This window comes from Planktothrix agardhii, from assembly GCF_904830935.1.
In the GTDB taxonomy this organism is placed as follows: domain Bacteria; phylum Cyanobacteriota; class Cyanobacteriia; order Cyanobacteriales; family Microcoleaceae; genus Planktothrix; species Planktothrix agardhii.
Genome location: NZ_LR882952.1, coordinates 358,790 through 380,996, shown reverse-complemented (window position 1 = coordinate 380,996; position 22,207 = coordinate 358,790). Strand labels below are relative to the sequence as shown.

The 22,207-nt window shown below is 39.6% G+C and carries 20 protein-coding genes; 6 read left to right on the top strand and 14 right to left on the bottom strand.

The genetic code is table 11. The features are described 5' to 3' along the window. Positions 1-29: 29 nt before the first annotated feature. Positions 30-272 (bottom strand): hypothetical protein, encoded by a 243-nt coding sequence (locus NMG88_RS01740; RefSeq protein WP_254035045.1) that lies wholly within the window; start codon positions 270-272, stop codon positions 30-32. Positions 273-544: 272 nt separating this feature from the next. Between NMG88_RS01740 and NMG88_RS01735 the strand changes: the two genes are divergently transcribed. Beyond that, the gene (locus NMG88_RS01735; protein WP_155806214.1) at positions 545-1,075 is read left to right on the top strand and encodes a WcbI family polysaccharide biosynthesis putative acetyltransferase; all 531 of its coding nucleotides are present in this window, start codon (positions 545-547) and stop codon (positions 1,073-1,075) included. Positions 1,076-1,225: 150 nt separating this feature from the next. Here NMG88_RS01735 and NMG88_RS01730 read toward each other — a convergent pair whose 3' ends face one another. From NMG88_RS01730 to NMG88_RS01720, 3 genes are all read right to left on the bottom strand, one after another. After that, on the bottom strand, positions 1,226-1,795 hold the full coding sequence (locus NMG88_RS01730; RefSeq protein WP_026797546.1) for a Uma2 family endonuclease: 570 nt from the start codon (positions 1,793-1,795) through the stop codon (positions 1,226-1,228). Between the two features lie 44 nt (positions 1,796-1,839). Further along, positions 1,840-2,076 carry an SDR family NAD(P)-dependent oxidoreductase gene (locus NMG88_RS01725; RefSeq protein WP_072005166.1) on the bottom strand — a complete coding sequence of 79 codons (237 nt, stop codon included), beginning with the start codon at positions 2,074-2,076 and terminating at the stop codon, positions 1,840-1,842. Between the two features lie 343 nt (positions 2,077-2,419). Beyond that, the gene (locus tag NMG88_RS01720) at positions 2,420-3,721 is read right to left on the bottom strand and encodes an FGGY-family carbohydrate kinase (RefSeq protein WP_227357715.1); all 1,302 of its coding nucleotides are present in this window, start codon (positions 3,719-3,721) and stop codon (positions 2,420-2,422) included. Between the two features lie 227 nt (positions 3,722-3,948). Between NMG88_RS01720 and NMG88_RS01715 the strand changes: the two genes are divergently transcribed. Further along, positions 3,949-4,602, top strand: coding sequence for a peptidoglycan-binding domain-containing protein (locus NMG88_RS01715; RefSeq protein ID WP_042151240.1), 654 nt, complete (start codon positions 3,949-3,951; stop codon positions 4,600-4,602). 286 nt (positions 4,603-4,888) lie between these two features. On the opposite strand, the gene NMG88_RS01710 is transcribed toward NMG88_RS01715, so the two are convergent. From NMG88_RS01710 to NMG88_RS01700, 3 genes are read right to left on the bottom strand one after another with little or no spacing between them, the layout of a single operon-like run. Next, on the bottom strand, positions 4,889-7,291 hold the full coding sequence (locus tag NMG88_RS01710) for a serine/threonine-protein kinase (RefSeq protein ID WP_042151236.1): 2,403 nt from the start codon (positions 7,289-7,291) through the stop codon (positions 4,889-4,891). A 53-nt stretch (positions 7,292-7,344) separates the two neighbouring features. Continuing rightward, complete coding sequence (locus NMG88_RS01705; RefSeq protein WP_042151234.1) at positions 7,345-8,751, bottom strand: (Fe-S)-binding protein; 1,407 nt, start codon at positions 8,749-8,751, stop codon at positions 7,345-7,347. A 32-nt stretch (positions 8,752-8,783) separates the two neighbouring features. Beyond that, positions 8,784-10,094, bottom strand: a complete 1,311-nt coding sequence (locus NMG88_RS01700) for an FAD-binding oxidoreductase (protein WP_235760499.1) — start codon at positions 10,092-10,094, stop codon at positions 8,784-8,786. Positions 10,095-10,221: 127 nt separating this feature from the next. Between NMG88_RS01700 and NMG88_RS01695 the strand changes: the two genes are divergently transcribed. Beyond that, positions 10,222-10,935 (top strand): DUF4079 domain-containing protein, encoded by a 714-nt coding sequence (locus NMG88_RS01695; protein ID WP_026797493.1) that lies wholly within the window; start codon positions 10,222-10,224, stop codon positions 10,933-10,935. 171 nt (positions 10,936-11,106) lie between these two features. Here the strand turns inward: NMG88_RS01695 and hisE are convergent, their stop codons facing one another. Then, positions 11,107-11,682: a phosphoribosyl-ATP diphosphatase gene (hisE, locus tag NMG88_RS01690; protein ID WP_254034524.1), complete on the bottom strand. Its 576-nt coding sequence runs from the start codon at positions 11,680-11,682 to the stop codon at positions 11,107-11,109. 140 nt (positions 11,683-11,822) lie between these two features. On the opposite strand from hisE, the gene hemL reads away from it, so the two are divergent. Further along, positions 11,823-13,118 (top strand): glutamate-1-semialdehyde 2,1-aminomutase, encoded by a 1,296-nt coding sequence (gene hemL, locus NMG88_RS01685; protein ID WP_026787237.1) that lies wholly within the window; start codon positions 11,823-11,825, stop codon positions 13,116-13,118. Positions 13,119-13,372: 254 nt separating this feature from the next. On the opposite strand, the gene NMG88_RS01680 is transcribed toward hemL, so the two are convergent. Then, on the bottom strand, positions 13,373-14,041 hold the full coding sequence (locus NMG88_RS01680) for a glycoside hydrolase family 108 protein (protein ID WP_026797495.1): 669 nt from the start codon (positions 14,039-14,041) through the stop codon (positions 13,373-13,375). 332 nt (positions 14,042-14,373) lie between these two features. Between NMG88_RS01680 and NMG88_RS01675 the strand changes: the two genes are divergently transcribed. Next, positions 14,374-16,053: a sensor histidine kinase gene (locus NMG88_RS01675; protein ID WP_233428017.1), complete on the top strand. Its 1,680-nt coding sequence runs from the start codon at positions 14,374-14,376 to the stop codon at positions 16,051-16,053. Between the two features lie 7 nt (positions 16,054-16,060). After that, complete coding sequence (locus NMG88_RS01670) at positions 16,061-16,225, top strand: element excision factor XisH family protein (RefSeq protein WP_202807865.1); 165 nt, start codon at positions 16,061-16,063, stop codon at positions 16,223-16,225. A 395-nt stretch (positions 16,226-16,620) separates the two neighbouring features. On the opposite strand, the gene metK is transcribed toward NMG88_RS01670, so the two are convergent. The 5 genes from metK to NMG88_RS01645 all read right to left on the bottom strand — a co-directional run bounded on the left by metK (position 16,621) and on the right by NMG88_RS01645 (position 21,860). Further along, a complete protein-coding gene (gene metK / locus NMG88_RS01665; protein WP_027254870.1) occupies positions 16,621-17,880 on the bottom strand; it encodes a methionine adenosyltransferase in 1,260 nt (419 codons plus the stop codon). A gap of 244 nt (positions 17,881-18,124) precedes the next feature. Next, a complete protein-coding gene (locus tag NMG88_RS01660; protein ID WP_254033602.1) occupies positions 18,125-18,454 on the bottom strand; it encodes a hypothetical protein in 330 nt (109 codons plus the stop codon). Positions 18,455-18,689: 235 nt separating this feature from the next. Beyond that, positions 18,690-19,649 carry an orange carotenoid-binding protein gene (locus NMG88_RS01655; protein WP_027254869.1) on the bottom strand — a complete coding sequence of 320 codons (960 nt, stop codon included), beginning with the start codon at positions 19,647-19,649 and terminating at the stop codon, positions 18,690-18,692. Between the two features lie 239 nt (positions 19,650-19,888). Continuing rightward, positions 19,889-20,659: an HAD family hydrolase gene (locus NMG88_RS01650; RefSeq protein WP_042156958.1), complete on the bottom strand. Its 771-nt coding sequence runs from the start codon at positions 20,657-20,659 to the stop codon at positions 19,889-19,891. Between the two features lie 154 nt (positions 20,660-20,813). Then, positions 20,814-21,860, bottom strand: coding sequence for a 30S ribosomal protein S1 (locus tag NMG88_RS01645; RefSeq protein ID WP_042151220.1), 1,047 nt, complete (start codon positions 21,858-21,860; stop codon positions 20,814-20,816). Between the last annotated feature and the right edge of the window lie 347 nt (positions 21,861-22,207).

Sequence of the window (22,207 nt, the reverse complement as noted above, 5' to 3'; positions counted from 1 at the left end):
ATCGCACTCCCTGATTTCTTTATATTAATCTAAAACAAATAATGATCGTGTTGATCTGCTAAATCAGGTATTCCCGTTTCCATTTGACACTCTTCTATAACCGATAACAACCTGTCCCACCCAGATTCAGATTGATCCGATGATACACCTACTGTTGTAGCAGTTGTCGGTGTATCCAAGAATATAATAATAACTGGGTGAAATTCGCCATAAGAAACTTGTTCACTGGGATGAACTACCCCATCTTTAAAAATACCCCTAATTGACTGCATAAAGCCCCCTCTCCCATTCGAGTTAGACCGAGAAACAATCCCCGCCCAGACTTAGACAGAGAATCCTATCTATGATGTTAACATACAAACGCTTCACCGAAGAAAGCGATCGCAATTATAAGTCGGAATAATTACACTAACTCTAGGCATTAAAATTGCTAATGTTTACGGTATTGGATAGACAATGAAAAAGTTAGTCGTGCCGAGTTGTATCGCTACAACACCGAGCTTCGAGCTACTTTTCCTTTTGTCAAATTATTGAAAATATAGATTTGTTTATATATCAAAATAATGGAGCATCTTACGGAGAAAAATCATCGACAGATTTTTTGTTGAAAATGCTAAAACCTAATTGTCTAAAAATATCTTTTCCCAATAGTCATTATAAAGGATACAATCCAGAAACCACTTACTTAAAACATAATGGTATTATAGTTAAACGTTTTTGTGATTATCATGATTCAAATGTTATCAAAGACTACCTTCTGGGAAAAAGTGAGTCTGACGTAGTATCAAGCATATTAGATATTGAATATTATAGTAATGATTTTATCTGGGAAAATGCTAAGAATAGTTTAAGTGAATTGAGAAAAAGAGAAATGATAACAGATATAATTATTTCAGATTTTATAGAAGAAAATTGGACGAAAATTAAATTATTTCATTCTATGAATCATCCTACTAACTTAGTGTTGCTGGAAGTAGCAGATAGAATTCTAACGAATCTAGGACTACCAAAATTAAATACTGCGGAAAGAAACAGTCAAAAAACAAATATCGAAATTCAAGTGATTTTGAACTGAAAACTTTTTAAACTGCTCTACCCAATCTGAAATAGTTTCCGCCCTGTAGTAAGGAGTATATTCCACCGAACTCACATTCACCCATCCTTACTATACCATCAAAGGGTACAGGTTAAACAAGTTGATTAAATATTAATCTTAATTTAATGCTCATTCAATGTTCAGCCAAGTGAACATTTCTGTCACCGACAATTTCATATCTTTAACACTTTCTAAAACCGGTAAAATTTCTAACTCTGATTTGATGTCAGGAAATTGATTAGGCTGAAATATCATGACTGATTCATCTTTAGGATCAATTAACCATCCCAATTCTGTTCCATGCTTCAGACAAAAAATAATCTTTTTAATAACTTTGTTAGGAGATTGTTCGGGAGATAGAATTTCAATGACCCAATCAGGGTAAATTTCAAAGCGATTTTCAATTCTCCCTTGTTCTGTTTTTGGGATGCGCTTCCAAGTAAAAACGGCAAGATCAGGTACTAGAGAACGTCCACCAAAAGTACATCTTAATTCTGTAAAAGCTAAAGCTGCTTTATTTGCTTTTCCGACTTCATTAATCTTTGCAGATAAATAAGTTTGAATCAGACTATGTTCTCCCTGGGGCATGGGTTTTTGTTCTATTTGTCCATTAATATATTCACTAGAAGGTTTTGTTTCAGGAAATCCTAAAAAATCCTCTAAGGTGATTTTTGTTTGAATTTGATTAACCGCAACCATTTTTTACCTCCTAACAACATTTGGTTAGTATAGTGCTTTATTTTTTACTCTGTACTTAACCGACAGGTGGCGATCTCATGAACCGAACTCACATTCACAATTACCCCGCCTTGAGATTTCATCAAAGGATAAAGCTGACGGACACCCAAATAAACCGAGCGGACATTGACGGCCATCACCTTAACTATCGGATGTACAGTTTTTTCGATGATACCACTGAGCAACCTTCCTATATGCTTTTCTTCGTTATAACATCGGATTACAAGAGAGCATTTAACCATAATCGTTATCTGTTCCAGGTTTTAGAGTTAGATAGGAGTATGCAGGACTTACGCAATTACGCTATATGTAGCGATCTCGTTTGAGTTACGAGCGCGATCACTTTAACAGGACAACCTCTTAAAGTCCCCCAAAATTGGGGGATTTAGGGGGCAAATACACTATACATTTCAAGCCATCTAGCCCCCTAGACCCCAATTTTGGGGGGAAAATAAATAATTAGGACTTTTGAGGGCGATTGCTATTATTATTGGTATGCGATCGCCTACTTTTGACACGCTATATATAGCCTGCTTGCGTAAGTCCTGATAAAGTTTAAATGCGTAACAGCTTAATACCCCAACTCTACACCCCTATTCCTCTATTAATAGCAAGTAACGCACTTCCATAAGCCGCTTCTGTATGAATAGAATTAACCATATTAACGTTTAAATAGCGCTGACGAATGGCTGTCCAAACGGGATTTTTTGCCCCTCCTCCGGCGGTATAAACTTGAGTTAGGGGAGTTGCTCCAAGTTGTTGTAAAAGTTGATAACCTTGTGCTTCAATTTGGGCAATTCCTTCTAATAAACCCTGTAGAAATTCAACAGGATTATCGGGACGAGGTTGCAAACGGGGAAGTAATTCGGGGTCGTTAATAGGGAAGCGATCGCCTTTTTTAATTAAGGGATAATAATTTAAGTTACTATTATAATTGGGGTTAATTTGACGGCTGAAATTTTCCAGTTCAAGATCACTAAAAAATTGACGTAAGACCGCACCCCCGGTATTAGAAGCGCCTCCAGTTAACCACAAATCTCCTAAACGATGGCTATAAATGCCATATTTAGTATTATTTACAGGAATATTACTGAGGAGTTTTAAGACTAAAGTTGAACCTAAAGATGTTACGGCTTCCCCTGGAATTTTTGCGCCACTAGCTAAAAATGCTGCTATACTATCGGTAGTTCCCGCACAGATAACACAGGTTTTAGGTAATTGTAACTGTTCTGATATTTCGGAGGTAATGGAAGCAATCGAAGTCCCAGGAGCAACCACATCGGGTAGTTTCAATAATTCTAAATTGGTCAGGGATTGTAAACCGTTAACTAACCAATTGGGATAGGTCAAATTTTTGACATCGTAGCCTAATTTTAAGCTATTATGATAATCACTAATCCCTAATTTTCCATGTAATAAAAATGCTAACCAATCGGCTTGATGCAGAAAATAACAGACCGAGGATTTTTGTGGTTTAGTGTTGGTAGTTTCAGCAGTTAACCACCAAATAAGTTTAGCTAAACTAGAAGTGGCACTGTTGACGATATGATCGGGAGGAGCAATTTTTTTTAACAGTTCTAAGACGGTAACAGCCCGACTATCATTATATAGAATTGGGGATTGTAGTGGAATGCCATTAGGATCACAAAGTAGCACGGTGGCTGAGGTTCCATTGATAGCGATCGCATCTATTTGACGGCGAAAATGTAACGGAATTTGTTGAATCACGTCAAACAGAGCCGTTTTCCAAAGGCTAACCAATTCCCAGGTATCCGTAAATGGGGGGAAAGGAAATTGAGTTTGGGCCACCACTGTTCCTTGAGAATTAATTGTAATTGAACGAGTGCCGGATGTGCCAAAATCAATCCCGATATAAAAATTAACCATTATTTCTATCTAAGTTCAATTCGTATTTTTTTATTTATAGTATGATAGTAGGTTTGCGAATTATAAGATTGTCAGTTATTTTGTTAAGTTTTAATAAAATGTACGGAAAAAGTAAAATTACTCTGGACGTTAATGGCTCACAAAGTTATAAATTAAGAGTCGGTAGTTGAACTTTAATCGGATCAACTGCTGGCTATCGTACTGTTAATGCGTTAATCAAGGATTTTATGGATACTCTTGCTTACAATCATCTAGTTTCTGCTTATGAGTCCCCTCGCCAAACCCATTTCACAGGGGATTTGGTACTACTGCGATCTGTGAATTGGAGTAAAATATCAACCGCTTGCTGGTTGCCCATTGTAGCAACGGCTATTGGCTTGTCTGTGATGAGTGTAAGCCAACCTGCCAGTGCTGCCATCTCCCGTGGCGATAGCGGTCAGGGTGTGAAAAGTGTTCAATATGCCTTGCAGAATTACGGCTATTTTAACGGAAGAGCAACGGGTTACTTTGGGTCGGTGACAAAACACGCCGTCATCGCCTTTCAAAAGGATTATGGCTTAAATCCCGATGGAATTGTTGGCCGTTCGACGGCACGGGCATTGGGAGTAGGCTATCACAAACCCAATAAACATCACTATAGCAATGCTAGTTATGGTTGTAGTCATAGCTGTGGTGGCGGTGGATATCTGTCCCGGGGCGATAGTAGCCGTCAGGTCAAACGCTTACAAAATCGTTTAGCCAACCTGGGTTATTTTAATGCTAACTCCACAGGTTACTATGGCAAATTAACGGCCCAGGCTGTTAAATCCTTCCAAGCAAATTGTGGACTCTCGGCTGATGGTATTGCTGGCCCGGCAACCATGGCAGCATTAGGAATTTAGCTGCTTCTGTAGAGACGTTGTATATAGCAACCGCCAAGGCAGTTAGGACACCAGACGTATCTTGGAACCCATACGGTGAAGTGATTTCCCCCTGTTCCCTCCCCCCCTAGCCCCCCGTGCACGGAGGGTTTGGGGGGGCTGTTCCCTGTCCCCTGCTATACAACGTCTCTACGCGGTTGGTATAGCAGTTGCAGCATCTGTTAGGACATTCTTGAAAGCTAAAAGATGCTCACAGTAAGTATTTACAAGAGTGCCCATTGCCTATTCCCTATTGCCTCTTGCTATATTAACGTAACCACAATTTAATGGTTTTGTCTTTACTTCCACTGACTAAACTATTCCCATCGGGACTAAATTTAATCGAATAAATCTCATCTTGATGTCCGGTTAAGGTATTTAATAATTCTCCCGTTTTTAAATTCCATAGTTTAATGGTTTTATCTCGGCTGCTACTAGCAATAATATGGCTATCGGGACTAATAGCAACGGATAAGACATCGTTAGAATGTCCGGTTAAAGTCTGAATTAACGCACCAGTTTCTAGGTTCCAAACTTTAACGGTATCATCCAAGCTACCACTAACAATAATTTTACCATCAGAACTAATTGCCAGCGATCGCACCCCATCTAAATGTCCGGTAAGCGTGTTTAATAATTCTCCTGTTTCTACCTTCCAAATTTTAATGGTTTTATCCAGAGAAGCTGTAACTAATAGTTGACCATCGGGACTAAAAACAACCGCATAAACCTGATCTTGATGATCGGTTAAATTCTGTAAAATAGCACCCGTTTGTCGATCCCAAATTTTGACGGTTTTATCCGCACTTGCACTAGCAATTGCTTGATTATCAGGACTAACATCAACTGACCAAATAGTTGCTAAATGTTCTAGGGGGGGATAGACTTTTCCAGTAGTCAGATTCCATTCTAAAATCCGCCATAACCCACTTCCAGAGGATATTTCTGTACCATCGGAGTTAAAATCTACAGCATAAATTGGGGAGAAATCTCCAACTAAACTTTTAGTTTCATTTCTACTTTTAATATCCCACAATTTCAAAGTTGTATCTTGACTCCCACTGGCAATAGTTTGACCATCAGGACTGAAGGTAACTGCCCAAATCGCATCAGCATTTTGAGCAAATTCTTTAGGCGTTACGGTTTTCCAAAACACTTTATCTCGACATTGTTGAATTAGATTTTCAATAGCTTGATTTTTCAAGGCGGTTTCAGGAATATTGTCCGCTTCATTTAAACATTGCTCATATTTCCCTGCGACTAATAATCCCTGGATAGCATTAATTTTCTGGGTTTGAAATTGTTGTAGATTTCTCCATTTTTGATATTCAGATATTGCCAGAATTATTCCCAATAAACTTACCAGTCCTAAACCTAACCAAAGCAGTTGAGAAAGACGAGTTTTTTTTAAGAATTTAGACTCTATATTTTGAGATTTAGCTAGGCTAGGAATTGGGCGAAAATTCTGGATAAATTGAGCAAATTGAGTTAAAATAGATTGGGGTAAAACCTGTTTTTCAATAACGGCAATATCTTGATCATTTAACCCTAAAAGTTGTTGAAATCGTTTGAGTTCTTCTCTGGTTTCGGGGCTAAAAGGATATTCCTGCTTGATTGTGGCAATTAAGGCTTGTTCATAACGTTCTCCCTTTTCATGATATTTACGATAGGGGTTTAAAATTTCATCTTCAACCGCTTCTGCATCTTCAGGCAACAGGTCTAAACTTAAGCGTAATTCCTCTAAAATTTGCCGACCAATAATAGAAATTTCACCCCGATGATGGTTGGCACACCGTTGAACTTCTTCCCGATAGATTTCTAGTTTAGAAAGATTAGGTGCTGAGGAGGAACGCAGAGTTTTCAGAACAGATAAAACGTCATCGACAGATTGATAACGTTGGTGATAATCAGACCGCACCATCTTGTCAACAATATCACCCAATTCAACACTAACAATTGCTAAATGTCGCCAAAATATTTCTCCTGTATCTGAACCATTATTTCTTCGCAATTTTGACAATTCCGATGCAGGCAAACCCGTTAAAGATTGAATGGCAACCATCCCCAAAGCATAAATATCGCTATTAAAATGGGGATGACATTGAAACTGTTCAATGGGCATATATTCAAGGGTTCCAACCCGACTACTGGGGGAATCTTGATCAGAATTCAAATTAATTTCTTGAACCGCCCCAAAATCCAGTAAAATAATTTTTCCATCGGTTTGACGACGGATTAAATTACTCGGTTTAATATCCCGATGAATCACTCCCTGTTGATGCACAAATCGGAGTATGCCTAATACATCGGTGAGTAAATTAATGACTTGATTTTCGGTCAAGGGCTTACCGGGTAAGATCTCATCCATTAATGAGTGACCCGCAACATAAGATTCAACTAAATAAAATTCTCGATTTTCTTCAAAATAAGCTAACAGTTGGGGAATTTGATCATGTTGGGAGAGTTTTTCTAAAACCTTGGCTTCCTGTTGAAAGCGCTGACGGGCTACATTAACGAGTTTGGCATCTGCTGGAGTCAGATGCAAATGTTTAACAAAACATAAGGACTCACCGGGTCGGCGAGTATCCCTAGCGAGATAGGTTTTCCCGAAATCCGTTGACTCAATCACGTCTATGACTTGATAGCGTCCGTCTAAAAGCTGACCAACCATAGCAAAAACATTGACCCTATTTTGTTTGATTATGACATTAATCGTCAGTAAACTTATAAAATATTAATTTTAACACCTCGAATTGAATAATCTAGTAATTCCATTGGGTGCATTAAATTAATATCTTTTCCTTGCAATTGTAAGTGTTTTTTAATTTGCAAAGAACAACCAGGATTAGAAGAAGCAATTAATTCTGCTCCCGTATTTGTTAAATTGTCTACTTTTTGCTGTCCTAATTCTTCGGCAATTTCCGGTTGCAATAAATTATAAATTCCCGCACTTCCACAACATAAGGAAGCATCTATCGGTTCGCGTAATTTTACCCCCGGAATTTGTTGCAGCAGTTGACGGGGTTGGGAACTAATTTTTTGTCCATGTAATAAATGACAAGCATCTTGATAAACAATAGTCAATTCTCCGGTTTCTGTTAAGGGAGATAGGGGTGTTGTTAACCCAATTTCGACTAAAAACTCCTGAATATCTTTAACTTTTGCTGAAAATTCTTGCGCTGCTTCTCGATATTGGGGATCATCTTTTAAGATATGTCCATATTCTTTTAAGGTATGACCACAGCCCGCCGCATTAATAATAATACCATCTAAACGAGTCCCAGAAAATCGATCAATCATTTGTTTAATTAAGGTATGGGACTGTTCCGTTTGTCCTTGATGTTCGGGTAAAGCTCCACAACAGCCTTGATTTCTCGGAATCACAACTTCACACCCATTGGCGGTTAAAACCCTCACCGTGGCTTCATTAACCGGGTTAAATAATAACCTTTGTACACAGCCTAAAATTACTCCAACTCGATAGCGTTTTTCGCCTTGGGTGGGAATAATTACCGGGAAATCTTCTCGAAAAGCGTCTTTAGGAATAGCAGGTAAAATTGATTCCATTGCGGCTAAACGGGGAGAAATTTTAGGTAATAAACCCGTTTGTCTGACTATTTTTTGTAACCCTAATTTTTGATAGATGAAAAGCGGTATTAAAAATGCTTGTAAACGTTTAGGATACGGGAATAAATTAAAAATTAATCCTCGAATTAAACGGTCGGATAAACTTCTGGGAACATTTCTTTCAATTTGAGGACGAGTAGCGGCAATTAATTGATCATATTTAACACCTGAAGGACAAGTGGTAACACAAGCTAAACATCCTAAACAGGTATCAAAATGTTGGGCGCTGGTTTCCCCTAAAGCGGCGTCATTTTTAGAAATCGCATCCATTAAATAAATCCGCCCTCTTGGGGAGTCCATTTCTGTTCCTAAAACTCGATAACTGGGACAAGTTGATAAACAAAATCCGCAGTGCACACAGGTACTAATTAAATTAGGATTTGGTGGATTTGTGGAGTCAAAACCTGGAATTTCAGTCGGGTTTAAATGGGGATTTTGCCCTAAAAAGTTACTTTGTTTAGCGGGAATTGATTTCGGGTCAATAATTTGATCAGATGTTTGCATTTTAACTAAATTCTCCTAAAATAATTTATTAATTAAATTCCACCGACAAAACGGTTAGGACTAAACTGATTTTGAGGATCAAATTGTTGTTTAATTTGACGCATCAAATTTAAAGCATTTCCAGCATATCCCCAAACCTCTAACTGTTGTTTTAGGTCTACAGGTGCTTTTAATATTGATAAAAACCCTCCTTGAGATTCACACCAATTTCTTAAGTTTAACAGAGTTTCTGGAGAAACGCTTTCAAACCTTAATACCCCTAAACCAACTCCAGCATGAATTATTCCCAGGGTTTGACATTGGGTTAAGGTTTTGACAGCAGAGGTGGGGGCAATTCCGATTTTACAAACAATATCAGTATTAGATTCAGATTGCCAGATTTGCTGTTTTAATTGTTGCCATAAATTCTCCTCATCGGAGTCAATATAAATTGCTTTTAATCCTATTTTTTCTCCTAATTCTATTAAGCGTTGAGATTGTTGTTTAACACCTTCTGCAATACTTTGGAACCTCACCATCAAACCAATATTATCTCCAAATCCCAATATTTTTGATAGGTCGGATGAGATTAAATCCACAGCAACAGGAGTTAAGGCAGAAGCTAATAAAATTTGATTTACTTGAGAAATTGCTTCAGCTTCTCCTGTTAATATTACCGTCCCGGAAGCTTCAGCTTGGGGATAAACTCGTAGGGTAATTTGACTAATAATTCCTAAAGTTCCATAGGAACCTGTGAATAGTTTCATTAAGTCATAACCCGCCACATTTTTAACAACTCGTCCCCCAGCTTTAGCGATTTTTCCATCATAACGAACAATGGAAATTCCCAGGATCAAATCACGAATACTCCGATAACGTTGTCGGAGAGAACCTGTATCTCCAGTGGCAATAATTCCGCCAATTGTTGCGGTTTCAGGATAACTCGGATCAAATCCTAATACTTGATTTTCCTGGGCTAAAATTGCTTGTAATTGGGAGAATTTCATCCCCGCTTCTACGGTAACAGTTAAATCTCCAACGGCGTGTTCAATTAGTTGATTCATGCCCTGGGTACTAACGGCAAAATCAATATTTTTGACCAGTCCTCCCCAATCAATTTTACTACAAAAACCACAGGGTAAAACCTTTAATTGCTGTTGGTTAGTATAGGCAATAACCTCCGCTAATTGTTGTTGAGTTTGAGGATAAATTAACCCTTGAATTGGGGTTCCTGATGCCAAACTTTGAATGATTTGTTGTTGTCGCACGGATTCAATTTCGTCCCAGAGTTGGACATTCCCTACCCCGACAATTTTTTCTAATTCCTGTTGGTTTTTAGGGTGAGTGCTAGAAATGGCGTTCATTTAAAAAATTCAGAGATTGATTGAGGCAAAATTAAGTTATAACTATTCTATAGCAAAAAACACCGGAATAGGGAATAGGGAAAAGGATATTCAAGCAATGGGTAGTAATTTTTTCTAGGAGACCGTTATGGAATTTAAGGATATTATTGGATTAATCCATCCTGTGTTGGCGGTGGTTTTTGTGTTTCCCTTAATCGGGATTTCTGTATATATGGCATGGCAAACCCGTCAACGCCGTCTACATCATTCTAATCAAGAAAATAAGAGTAAAATCCCGCCGAATGTTGGACAAGAACATTTAAAAATAGGTCGGTGGTTAACGGGTTCAGTGGTGGGAATTACGTTAATTGCTTTAGGGTATTCGATTTATTTTAAGGGGGTTTTTAAAGATTTATCTCCTGAGAAAATGCCTCAAGCAATTTTTATTGTTTTTATGTTTATATTCACTATTGCTTCACTGATTTTACTCTATAAAGCTAAACCAAATCAACGGATTTGGCGAGGAGTTTTTGCCACTTTAACCGGAATGGGAATTGTTGTTATCGGATGTCAGGAGGGAGTGTTTAGACGGGGTTATGAGTGGCAATTCTCCCATTACTATTACGGGGTAGCATCGGCGTTATTAATGGTTTTTGCTTTGGCAATTGTCCCTGATATTTATCAATCAAATCGCTGGAGAATTACCCATACGGTTTTAAATTGTATGGCTTTATTATTGTTTCTAGGTCAAGGGATGACGGGAACTAGAGATTTACTAGAAATTCCCCTCAGTTGGCAACAACAACATCTCTATCAATGTGACTGGAATCAGAAAACCTGTCCTCAACCGCCTCAAGGTTAGGAGTTAAAGTTTTATCCCCCAAATTGGTCTTATATAGCGCTACCAATTAAGGTATTTGACAATAGTAAACCTCCCATAGTCTACTATTACCTATTACCTATTACCTATTACCTATTACCTATTACCTATTACCTATTACCTGTTCCCTGTTCCCTATTCCCCAGCACTATGCTATTTTCGTCTTGACTCTAATTTTTGATAAACATTTCTTAACTCAACATCGTGATAAGCTAAGGCAACTAAGGTATGATAGAATAAATCCGCAACTTCCCCGGCGATCGCATCTTTTTCATTATCCTTACAAGCCATAACTACTTCAGCCGATTCTTCTCCAATTTTTTTGAGAATTTTATTATCTCCCCCCGCCAATAATTTACAGGTATAGGACTCTAATTGTGGATAATCCCGGCGATCGCAAATTACATCAAATAACCCCGATAACGTATTTCCTGATAACTCTTGATGCTGTTCTTCCACCCCGATAATCACCATCGGACTATCATCATTGTAACGAATTTCCTTTACCGTTATTTCCGAATTCCATAACACAATCGCTGTTTCTTGACAAGACCAAACCTGTTTTGATGTAATCGTTTTTTCTAGGGCTTCTGCATTCATCCAAACCCAATTTAACACCGTTCCTTCTAAACAATCTTGGATGATCGCCAAAATTAATCCGTTTTTGTTGTAACGAATTGTATCAATTTCACTCAACAGGCTTAACTCTAAGGGTTTTAAGGTTGACATAAATTTACCGAATACAACGAGATCCCTAACTTGATTACAATATCATCTGGTTGGTTAGGCGATACCCAGTAAAAGTAATCGGAATATTGCTTTTTGCCCATTAACCCAAACTATATATAGTTCAAGGAGATTATTTCAGAGTGACCCTACCCTTAACAACTACAAAATCAGAAGAAATCTTTGCCTCTGCCCAAAAAATCATGCCCGGTGGCGTGAATTCTCCCGTGCGGGCGTTTAAGTCCGTCGGGGGACAGCCCATTGTTTTTGATCGCGTCAAAGGTGCCTATGCTTGGGATGTAGACGGGAATCAATATATTGATTATGTTGGCTCTTGGGGGCCGGCTATTTGCGGTCATGCCCATCCCGACGTCATTAACGCCCTGAAAGCAGCCCTAGAAAAAGGTACCAGTTTCGGGGCTCCCTGCCTATTAGAGAATATTTTGGCAGAAATGGTGATTGATGCCGTTCCCAGCGTGGAAATGGTACGATTTGTCAATTCAGGAACCGAAGCCTGTTTGTCAGTCTTGCGCTTAATGCGAGCCTTCACCGGACGGGAGAAACTGATTAAATTTGAAGGCTGCTATCACGGACACGGGGATATGTTCCTGGTAAAAGCTGGTTCCGGGGTCGCCACATTAGGTTTACCGGATTCTCCTGGGGTTCCTAAATCCGTTACTATTAGTACCCTCACGGCCCCCTACAATGACCTAGAAGCCGTCAAACAGCTATTTAATGAAAATCCGGGTGAAATTGCCGGAGTCATCCTAGAACCGATTGTAGGCAATGCTGGTTTTATTCCTCCCGATGGCGGTTTCTTAGAAGGTTTACGGGTGTTAACTCGTGAAAATGGGGCTTTATTGGTGTTTGACGAGGTAATGACCGGGTTTCGCATTGCCTATGGCGGAGTTCAGGAGAAATTCGGGGTGATACCAGACTTAACGACTTTAGGAAAAGTCATTGGTGGCGGTTTACCCGTAGGGGCCTATGGCGGACGCCGGGATATTATGTCGATGGTGGCTCCTGCTGGCCCGATGTATCAAGCCGGAACGTTATCGGGAAATCCCCTAGCGATGACCGCAGGAATCAAAACCCTAGAGTTATTACAAAAACCAGGAACTTATGAATATTTGGATAAAATCACCAAAAAATTAAGTAATGGTTTGTTACAAATAGCTAAAGAAACAGGTCATGCAGCCTGTGGTGGTCAAATTAGTGGAATGTTTGGTTTATTCTTTACTCCTGGGCCAGTCCACAATTATGAAGATGCTAAAAAATCCGATTTAGCCAAATTTAGTCGTTTTCATCGGGGAATGTTAGAGCGAGGAATTTATTTAGCCCCCTCTCAATTTGAAGCCGGGTTTACCTCTTTAGCCCATACGGACGAAGACATTGATAAAACCTTAGCGGCGGCTAGAGAAGTTATGTCTAGTTTGTAATTTTTTCCTCCCCTACGAATTGAATTGAATGTAGGGGCAATTTTGTTGTCAAGAGACGCGCCATGGCACGTCTCTAAAGCCCGAAAATAAATTTCGGGCTTTTGGCGTTAAATTGACAAAGGATTCACCTATCATTCTGAACAATTTTCTGTAGCGTGAAACAAAAATTGGACTAAACCAGAAAATCAAATCATATTATCGTAGGGTTGGATCTTCCAACCCTCTTTTCGCTTAGGTTTGCAGACTTTTAAGACTTAATTTTTAATCTTTTCTACATAACCCCATAAACTATAATCTCGACTTAACCAACCGTGAAAAAATGCCATTTGGCTGGGATTTTCTTGAACCCGTTTATAACGATATAAAATTCGTTCATTAATAATTTGTAGGGCTGTGTATTGGTTATTTCCGCGTTCTAAGGCTTCCTGGGTTTCTGAATCAAATACTCCAGTTTGAGGTAATCCTAATGCTTGTTGTAAAAACGTAATTGAGTTATTAATTCCAAAGTTAACAGAAGTATCAAACATCACAATAGCCAGGGACGGGTGCATTTTTGCAGCCTCACTTCCTTGCCAATAGCTATTATAAATTTCAATTAATTCTGTCTCAGACATTTGACTCACATCTAGGCCAGGTAATCCTCGATTAGAACGATAGACATTATATTCCGCTTGGGTAATTCCTCGATAGGTTCTTCCCCCAACATCGGAGGGGTGATCACTGAATCCTCCTTCAAAATACAGGGTAAATCCTAAAGCCGCATTAAATAATTTGGTTTCATAATCACTTCTAATTTTATTTCTTGCCCAACTTTGGCTACCAATCACAACCGAAAATGCTAGGGTTAATAACACCATTCCGGCGATCACCTGGGGCTTGAGTTGGGTCTTTAGTTTTCCAGGGAGCATTTGCTGCCAATTCATAGGTTTAGAGGGGATGAAATTTACCATAGGGCTATTTAGCGCACTAGGGACTAACAAGCCAAAGTCTAGGATAGCAGATCTGGTTAATAGTTGAGGCTTAGTTATTCACCCCAGCAAGGATGTCTCCCCTCCCCCACCGCTCTAAGTGGTAAACTCACCCCTAGGAAGTTCGGTTCTACGAATGTACGAATCAGCCAAATGTCGCTATGGTGAAAGCATAACAAACCGTTTATAAATTACGAATTATAAATTACGAATTACGAATTATAAATCTTTAACTACTTAACTCGTAATTTGTAATTCTCAATTCGTAATTCTTAATTCTCAAGGGGATGATGATGAACCAAATATTATTACCAACGCTCAGTCAGATTTTAACAGAAGATGAAACCCATAAATTAGGTTATTCCTATTCGTCTCAATTTCTGTGCCATTCAGAAAATCATCCTAATATTGCTTCTGAGGTGAAACGATATTTAAAGGCTGAGAAAGAATGGTATAGTGGAGTTAAATCTATGAATTTTTTATTAGAAGAACTCCAATCTAATATTAATATATTAGCAGAAAATTCGATTTCAAGTTCCGATCCCTTATTCCATTTAGGATTAATTATTTCCGGGCCAGTTCCGGTTTTAATTCATCCTGATTTAGCGATTCATTTTGCGACTCAAATTTTTACCCATGACCTATCAAAATTAGGGGATGAATTAGTTTTAAAATTACATCATCCTAAAGCCTTACTTCCGGCATCGGATGAATTTTATAACTCTATGCCTGAAACAGAAGCCTGTCCTTTACATGGGAAAGATCCTCTAGTTAAAGAACAGTTTTGTTTAGTTTTAACCAGTCAGTTTAGTTTGGTTATGGTATTGGGTCAGGATTTAACCGGAAGTCCGGCTTTTCTATTTTCCTTTGATCCTGATATTGTGGAAAAAGCATTATTAATTTTGTGCGATCGCATGGAATTAATTAAAGCTACAGCAAACCGTGATTTAGGGATGGAAGTAGCTAGACAAAAAGCCAAATTAGAAGAAAGCATTGCCCAGTTTATCCCGATTGAACCCAATTATAAAACGGTGATGCAATTTAGTCGTTTATTATTAAATAATCTATCCTTAGAAATAGAAAAAAAATCAGAAATCGAACCTTTAAAAAATAAGTTAAAAACCGTTGGAATTGCGGTTAAAAAAGCAGCTAATTCAGATAAAAATAAAAGCCAAAAATCCTATCATTCAGGGCCAGAAACAACTATTCTGGAAAATCCAATCCCAACAGCAGAAGTCGAATTATTACAAGCGATCGCCCATGAAGTTCGGACACCATTAGCGACAATTCGCACATTAACAAGGTTACTATTAAAACGGCCAAATTTACCAGCCGAAGTAATTCATAAACGTTTAGAAATGATCGATCAAGAATGTACAACCCAAATTGATCGGTTTAACTTAATTTTCCGTGCTGTTGAATTAGAAATAGAACAAGGGCGACAAAATAGTCGAGGAAATAGTAATGATCAACTCCTACCATTAACAGCAATGTCATTAGGAGATGTATTTCAAAGTAGTCTATCTCAATGGCAAAAACAAGCAAGTCAGCGTAACCAAACCTTAGAGGTAATTTTGCCGCATAAACTACCGACGGTAATCAGTGATCCGACTATGCTTGATCAAGTATTAACGGTCGTCATTGATAATTTTACCCGCAGTCTTCCCTGTGGTAGCCATATTAAAGTCGGGGTAAGATTAGCAGGACATCAGTTAAAATTACAATTAGAACCCCAACCCGAAAAAGAAGGTAATTCCCCCTTTGCGGTATCTCCTCAATCTCCATTAAAATCAATAGGGCCGTTATTAATGTTCCAACCGGAAACCGGAAGTTTAAGCCTAAATATGGCGGTGACAAAAAATCTATTTCATGCGTTAGGTGGGAAACTGGTAATTAAACAGCGCCCACAACAAAGGAACATAATGACGATTTATTTACCATTACAAAATACCTCGGAAACCGAATGAAAAAAAATTGCATAAAACAACCCTTGATCCCTATCGTCTGGAATATGAGGATGTTGAACTTTATCCTGATTTAGCAGTAGAAAAGTTCATTTCAGAAGAACAAAAACAACGTAAAATTATTATTGAGATTAAAAGTTTTATTAGTTCTTCATTAATGAAAAATATAGTTTGAAAGAAGTTTAAAATTATGACATTGTGGGAGTTTGGAGAATGCGTTAGCAAAGCTGACCGAAGGTATCGCTGTTTTTGATTCCTTAGTATTACTATCGACCTCAGATAAAAACACGAAAAAACCCCCAGGTGAAACTGAAGGCTTGAAAGACAACAAGAGTGGAATGCCCCCACTAACTTGGAGTACCAAGTACAGTGTCTGCTTTTGTAATCACGGGGGAATGCCGCAACTTAGACTTTCGCCCAAGATGGAGTCTGACATCCCCGTTCGTACAATACCGCAACAACTTGACGATATTTATTTCTGGATTTACTCCCGCTTTCGCAAGGGCATACTTTCTTCAAGGTAAACTCCGGCAATGAATCCATGTCCTAACCGTGATCACGGTTACTGTACTACTTTCCAACTGTAGCAGGTTGCAGTAAAGCAGCTTTGAGTAATTCTGCTTTATCGGTTTTCTCCCAAGGTAAATCTAAATCTATCCGACCTAAATGACCATAAGCAGCCAAATCTTGAAAGAAACGACCTCCCCGCATACCCGGTAATTTTTGTAAATTAAACGATTGAATCATTCCCCCCGGACGCAGTTCAAAGTTGGCTTGTACAGCTTCGAGCAGTTTATCTTCATCCACCTTAGAAGTTCCAAAGGTTTCAATCAAAATGCTCACGGGTCGAGCCACCCCAATTGCATAGCTCAACTGAACTTCACACTTATCCGCTAACCCCGCAGCAACAATATTTTTCGCTACATAACGGCAAGCATAAGCCGCGCTGCGGTCTACTTTTGTGGGATCTTTTCCTGAAAACGCACCGCCACCATGACGGGAATAGCCGCCATAGGTATCGACAATAATTTTACGACCCGTTAACCCAGAATCCCCTTGAGGGCCACCAATCACAAATTTGCCCGTTGGATTCACTAAAAAGCGAGTTTGGTCATCGGGTTTAACCGCAATATCCTCGAATACGGGTTGAACAACAGCAGACCAGAGATCGGCTTTGATTTTTTCTTGTACCGCCGCAGTATCGGTAATGTCCCCAATCGTCTCAGTATGTTGAGTCGAGACTAAAATAGTATCAATTCCCACGGGACGATCATCTTCATAGATCACGGTCACTTGGGTTTTACCATCGGGACGTAAATAGGGGAGTTGGCCGTTTTTCCGCACCATTGCTAATTGCCGAGAAATCCGATGGGCTAAACTGATCGGCATAGGCATCAGTTCCGGGGTTTCATTGCAGGCAAAACCGAACATAATCCCCTGATCCCCAGCACCAATGGCATCAAGTTCTTGGTCGCTTAACAGTTCTCTGGCTTCGTGGGCTTGGTTCACCCCTTGAGCAATATCAGGAGACTGTTTATCTAGGGCAATCAGAACGGAGCAGCTACTCGCAGAAAAGCCATTATCTGCATCAACATAACCAATTTCCGCAATTTTTTTCCGAGCTAAATCAATATAGTTAATTTGCGCGTTGGTGGTAATTTCACCCGTGATCAATACTAAACCCGTATTGACAACTACTTCTGCGGCCACACGGCTTTTAGGATCTTGAGTTAATAAGGCATCTAAAATCGTATCGGAAATTTGATCGCAGATTTTATCGGGATGGCCTTCGGTCACGGATTCAGACGTAAACAGGTAACGGCGAGACAATAATCATTCCTCCTTGTATGCGAGTGAGATTGATTCAGTAGAACCGGATTGAAATTACACCACTACAGCATCATCTCTTAATCCCCATCAAATTCGCAAGTTTACTTTTAGGATGGGACGGATTCTATTATAGAAAGTTGCGACGATCAGCAATTATACAGGGGTTATTCCCAATTTACCGAAAATCATGGGTTTAAAACTCAAATTGTTTTAAGAATCCCCGTCGCCATATTCGCCCAGAGTATCAAATACGAGCAATAGCGGCTATCTTAGTCAGCTTATTTGTGTTGAGTCCATCTAGTTCATTAAGATGTAGCCAACCATCTTTAACCAAACTGGCAAAAACAAAAATTAGTCCTGAATATTCATAATCATATTTGCCATCTATATTGTGTCTTCTAGCACTTAAAAAGTCGTGCAAACGCCAGATATCATCAATTTCTACAATCTCACTTGATTGTTTACGAACTTCGTCTATCAAAGCATTTATTTCTCGTTTATAAGCTATATCAAAGGCAGCTTTAGCTACTTCTTTTTCCGCCTCAGACCATTCAATCTCATTTACTTGCATCATCACTAAAGTTAAAAGGTTTATTAATCAGAACTTACACAACCATAATTAGGCTTATGTTTGTTAAATCGCACCAACAGGGAAAATAAAAACTATTTATTATCTTCCCCCTTAAATCACAAGTTAAAATACACTATTTATTAAAAAATAGACTCTAAAAAACCCACACAATCAGGGTTTTATCTGGGTGGCAACGGGTTTAAACCCGTTGCTATATTAAATTAGATTCGTTTATTAATTAACGAACTAAATTTAACAACTCTTTAGGTGATGCTAACAAGTCAATTGCCACAAAGAAAATTTTATTTTCAGGACTTAGCAAAAATCTCCAAGCCATATTCATGCCCACACCAGCACCAAACCAAGGAGTTTGCACTTTACCAGTTACTTTGATTTGGGTATAACCACCATCTGCGGGTTCTGTTACGCCTCGCTCTGGAATCAACTTGAGATTCTGACACTCTTCTCGGAAAAATCGAAGAACAGCATCTTTCCCCACAATTGGTTTCTGAAAAGGAGGTTGAAGCGCGCCATCGGGAGTGAATAACTCAATCAGCACCTCAAAGTCATTGGCGTTCATGTTATTCATGTAGTTGAGAACCGTGGGATTATCAATGCCTTCGATAGTAACTTGAGTCCGTTGTGCCATATCTCTAGGAACAACCACAGGTTCAGAAACTCTCTGAGAACTATCAAGCTTACTTGTATCAAATCCCATATCAACAACGCAATTGCGTAAAACAGTGATTTGTTGACCTGATTCTAGTGCTTGAATTGCTTGCAGTACAGAAGCTGCATTAGCTGATAGCTTATATCCTGATGGAATTGGAGCGACAATTCCTTGAGCCATCCATTCTCCAAGCTGATACCAAAAACCTAGCTTAATGTTGGCAGTCCAACTACCGTAAGCCCGTGAAATTGGTGTATCGGTTCGGTTTGCCAAATCACACATGACCTGTGTTTGTTCTTGGAAAGACATTTGCCGAATTTGATTCATCGTTATTTCAGCAAACTGCATATTAGCCGCGCCTAAAGCGGCAACTGTAATCGTTTTACCCATTTCAAGGTAAGCAAACCAGATTAATGCCAGTTGATCTTCAGCATTAAGTTGATTGAAGCGGGCGATTGTAGCTGGTACTACGTCAGCAGTTAAAGTATTTGGAAAAATCCCACGGGCTGAATCGACTGTAAATGACATAAAGTAAATTCCAGACTAAAATTTGGACAAAAACCAATCCTGAGTTTCAAAACAGGGGATCAACTTTAACAGAACATGATCTTAAAAATTGCTCATGTTTTGACTATAGCACACAAATCTTAAAGAAAGTACAAAAATCTTTACATAAATTTTCAGAAAACATTACGATCTTGGCGAAAAGTAGTAGCAAAACTAGGGTTAGATCCTAGTCCAGTTCGTAGAGGCGTTGTCAAATTGTTTTAAGAATCCCCGAAAGATACTCTTGGGAGTGTCAAGCTCTTAATTTTCAATTGATCCCAATGGGAGATCACCACCGTCGCCCGATTTAGGTATTTAGGGTTGGATTGGTTCCAACAAACCCCCACACAACCCGCAGCCCCAGCCCCGATCGCCATATCAATATCTCCTTGAGCATCCCCTACCATTAAAGTCACAGAAGGATGCACTCCCAGGGCTTGACAAGCATTCAGGAATAAAATCGGATCGGGTTTAGTTGGGCCGCCATCTACTCCCTGATGAAATTTAATATAGGGTTCTAACTGATGGTGGGTGACAAAATTTTGGACTTCAGCCGTTGGAGCCGCCGACACAATTCCTAGTTTTAACCCCGCATCGGATAGGGATTTGAGGGTTTCTAAACCCCCGACAAATAAGGTCGAAGGGGGGCTAGATTTCAAATATTGATCCGCATCGGCAAAAGCATGATGGGCAATATTGACAGACTCTAACCATCCTCGTCCAGTTTCCGCAATATAAGCCGCCGCCGCAATTTCATTTTCCCGTCGGCTACCCACGGCCATTAATCCTGTAGGATCAAGGGTATCTCCTTGAACGCCAAACGCCATTAATAAGGGTTCCCCAACTCCTGGAATTTGGGCATCAATTAAACGCGATCGCTTTTGAGCCAAATTTCTCAAGAAATCTCCAGAATCCTCTAGGGTTCCATCCTTGTCAAAAATAACGGCTTCGATATTCTTAAAGGTAATATTTTGAACTTGCAGGGTAACCAATCTCAAAAACTCCCAATTCAATTTTTATAGGTTTCTCATCGGTTTCAGACCAGCCATTTAACCTGAATCATGACCGTGAGCATAATATCCAGATGCCTTATTTTCGATAAAAAAAAGAGGGACAATCCCCCTTTTTGTCTTTATGAGTTAAACCCTAGACATCTCCGGCCACAGGTTCAATATCTTCTTCGACCGCAGAGGGGATATCTTCCTCAACAGCCGATGGGATATCTTCCTCAATAGCCGATGGAATATCCGCTTCGTCCAGTTCCGTCGGAACTTCTTCCGTCGCGACTCCCTGCCCCGCAGCCAAGAGTTTCTCCCTGAATTTGGCAGCCATTTCCTCAGCCTTCTCATAAACAAGCTGAGGATTTTTAACCATAGATCCTGGTTCGGGTTCCAGTTGTTTTGTAGAAAGGGAAATTCGGCCTCGATCTGCATCGAGATCAATAATCATGACTTTGACCTCATCGTTGACATTGAAAACACTATGAGGTGTGTCAATGTGATCGTGAGAAATCTCTGAGATGTGGAGCAGACCACTCACGCCACCAATGTCAATAAACGCCCCGTAAGGTTTAATGCCTCTAACGGTTCCTGTTACCACTTCACCCACTTCTAAGCGGTTCATCTTCCGCTCAACTAAAGCCCGACGATGGCTTAAGACAAGACGATTGCGATCCTCATCAACCTCTAGGAATTTTAAGGGTAATTCTTCAGCAACGAGTTCTTCTTTAGGTTTGCGCGTGCTAATATGGGAGCCAGGAATAAAGCCCCGCAATCCTTCAATCCGAACCAAAGCGCCGCCTCGATTTGTGGCAAAGACTTGAGAACGGACGGTAGCATCTTCCGCTTGCAGTTGGCGAACGCGCTCCCAGGCCCGCATATACTCAATGCGACGAATGGAAAGAGTCAACTGACCGTCTTCGTTTTCATCGGTCAGGATAAAAAACTCACGGGTCTCATTAGACTGTAATACTTCATCAGGACTTTCCACCCGATTAATTGACATTTCTTGTAGTGGAATGTATGCTGCGGTCTTAGCGCCAATGTCAATCAGAGCGCCCCTTGGCTCCAGACTAAAAACTGTCCCCGCCACTACATCACCGGGACTAAAGTGATAGTCGTATTTATCGAGTAAGGCGGCAAAATCTTCGTGGGTGAAGCCCACATCTTTTGGTTTTGTTTTCTGATTGATCATGCGAGTTTTATCCTAAAGTTGCTCCTATTAAATGGTTGTTTTGCAGTAAGTGCTCTTGTTTTTGATCATGACCGATAGGGTCAATTTTTGAGCTTAGATCAAAACTGCTGACTTGACATCGTTCGTGCCGGGCATACCTGTCCAAGACAGAAAAAGCGAGCATTACCACGTCCAGTCGATTTTACATTCTCACCATCACACCATAATCGATGCAATAAGAGAGTCTTGTTGCAAGGGGTCTGTTTAGTTTTAGATCATCTCTGTCCTAAAAACCACGTTCAGATTCTTTTACACAAGCACTTATTTAGACTCCACTGACTGTCCGACAGCAGACCAAAAAACCTTAA

Excerpts from the sequence above, each read along its gene's own strand:
- NMG88_RS01740 (WP_254035045.1), bottom strand. The coding sequence starts at position 272 with ATGCAGTCAATTAGGGGTATTTTTAAAGATGGGGTAGTTCATCCCAGT.
- NMG88_RS01730 (WP_026797546.1), bottom strand. The coding sequence starts at position 1,795 with ATGGTTGCGGTTAATCAAATTCAAACAAAAATCACCTTAGAGGATTTT.
- NMG88_RS01725 (WP_072005166.1), bottom strand. The coding sequence starts at position 2,076 with ATGGTTAAATGCTCTCTTGTAATCCGATGTTATAACGAAGAAAAGCAT.
- NMG88_RS01720 (WP_227357715.1), bottom strand. The coding sequence starts at position 3,721 with ATGGTTAATTTTTATATCGGGATTGATTTTGGCACATCCGGCACTCGT.
- NMG88_RS01715 (WP_042151240.1), top strand. The coding sequence starts at position 3,949 with ATGGATACTCTTGCTTACAATCATCTAGTTTCTGCTTATGAGTCCCCT.
- NMG88_RS01710 (WP_042151236.1), bottom strand. The coding sequence starts at position 7,291 with ATGGTTGGTCAGCTTTTAGACGGACGCTATCAAGTCATAGACGTGATT.
- NMG88_RS01705 (WP_042151234.1), bottom strand. The coding sequence starts at position 8,751 with ATGCAAACATCTGATCAAATTATTGACCCGAAATCAATTCCCGCTAAA.
- NMG88_RS01700 (WP_235760499.1), bottom strand. The coding sequence starts at position 10,094 with ATGAACGCCATTTCTAGCACTCACCCTAAAAACCAACAGGAATTAGAA.
- NMG88_RS01695 (WP_026797493.1), top strand. The coding sequence starts at position 10,222 with ATGGAATTTAAGGATATTATTGGATTAATCCATCCTGTGTTGGCGGTG.
- hisE (WP_254034524.1), bottom strand. The coding sequence starts at position 11,682 with ATGTCAACCTTAAAACCCTTAGAGTTAAGCCTGTTGAGTGAAATTGAT.
- NMG88_RS01680 (WP_026797495.1), bottom strand. The coding sequence starts at position 14,041 with ATGAATTGGCAGCAAATGCTCCCTGGAAAACTAAAGACCCAACTCAAG.
- NMG88_RS01675 (WP_233428017.1), top strand. The coding sequence starts at position 14,374 with ATGATGATGAACCAAATATTATTACCAACGCTCAGTCAGATTTTAACA.
- NMG88_RS01660 (WP_254033602.1), bottom strand. The coding sequence starts at position 18,454 with ATGATGCAAGTAAATGAGATTGAATGGTCTGAGGCGGAAAAAGAAGTA.
- NMG88_RS01655 (WP_027254869.1), bottom strand. The coding sequence starts at position 19,649 with ATGTCATTTACAGTCGATTCAGCCCGTGGGATTTTTCCAAATACTTTA.
- NMG88_RS01645 (WP_042151220.1), bottom strand. The coding sequence starts at position 21,860 with ATGATCAATCAGAAAACAAAACCAAAAGATGTGGGCTTCACCCACGAA.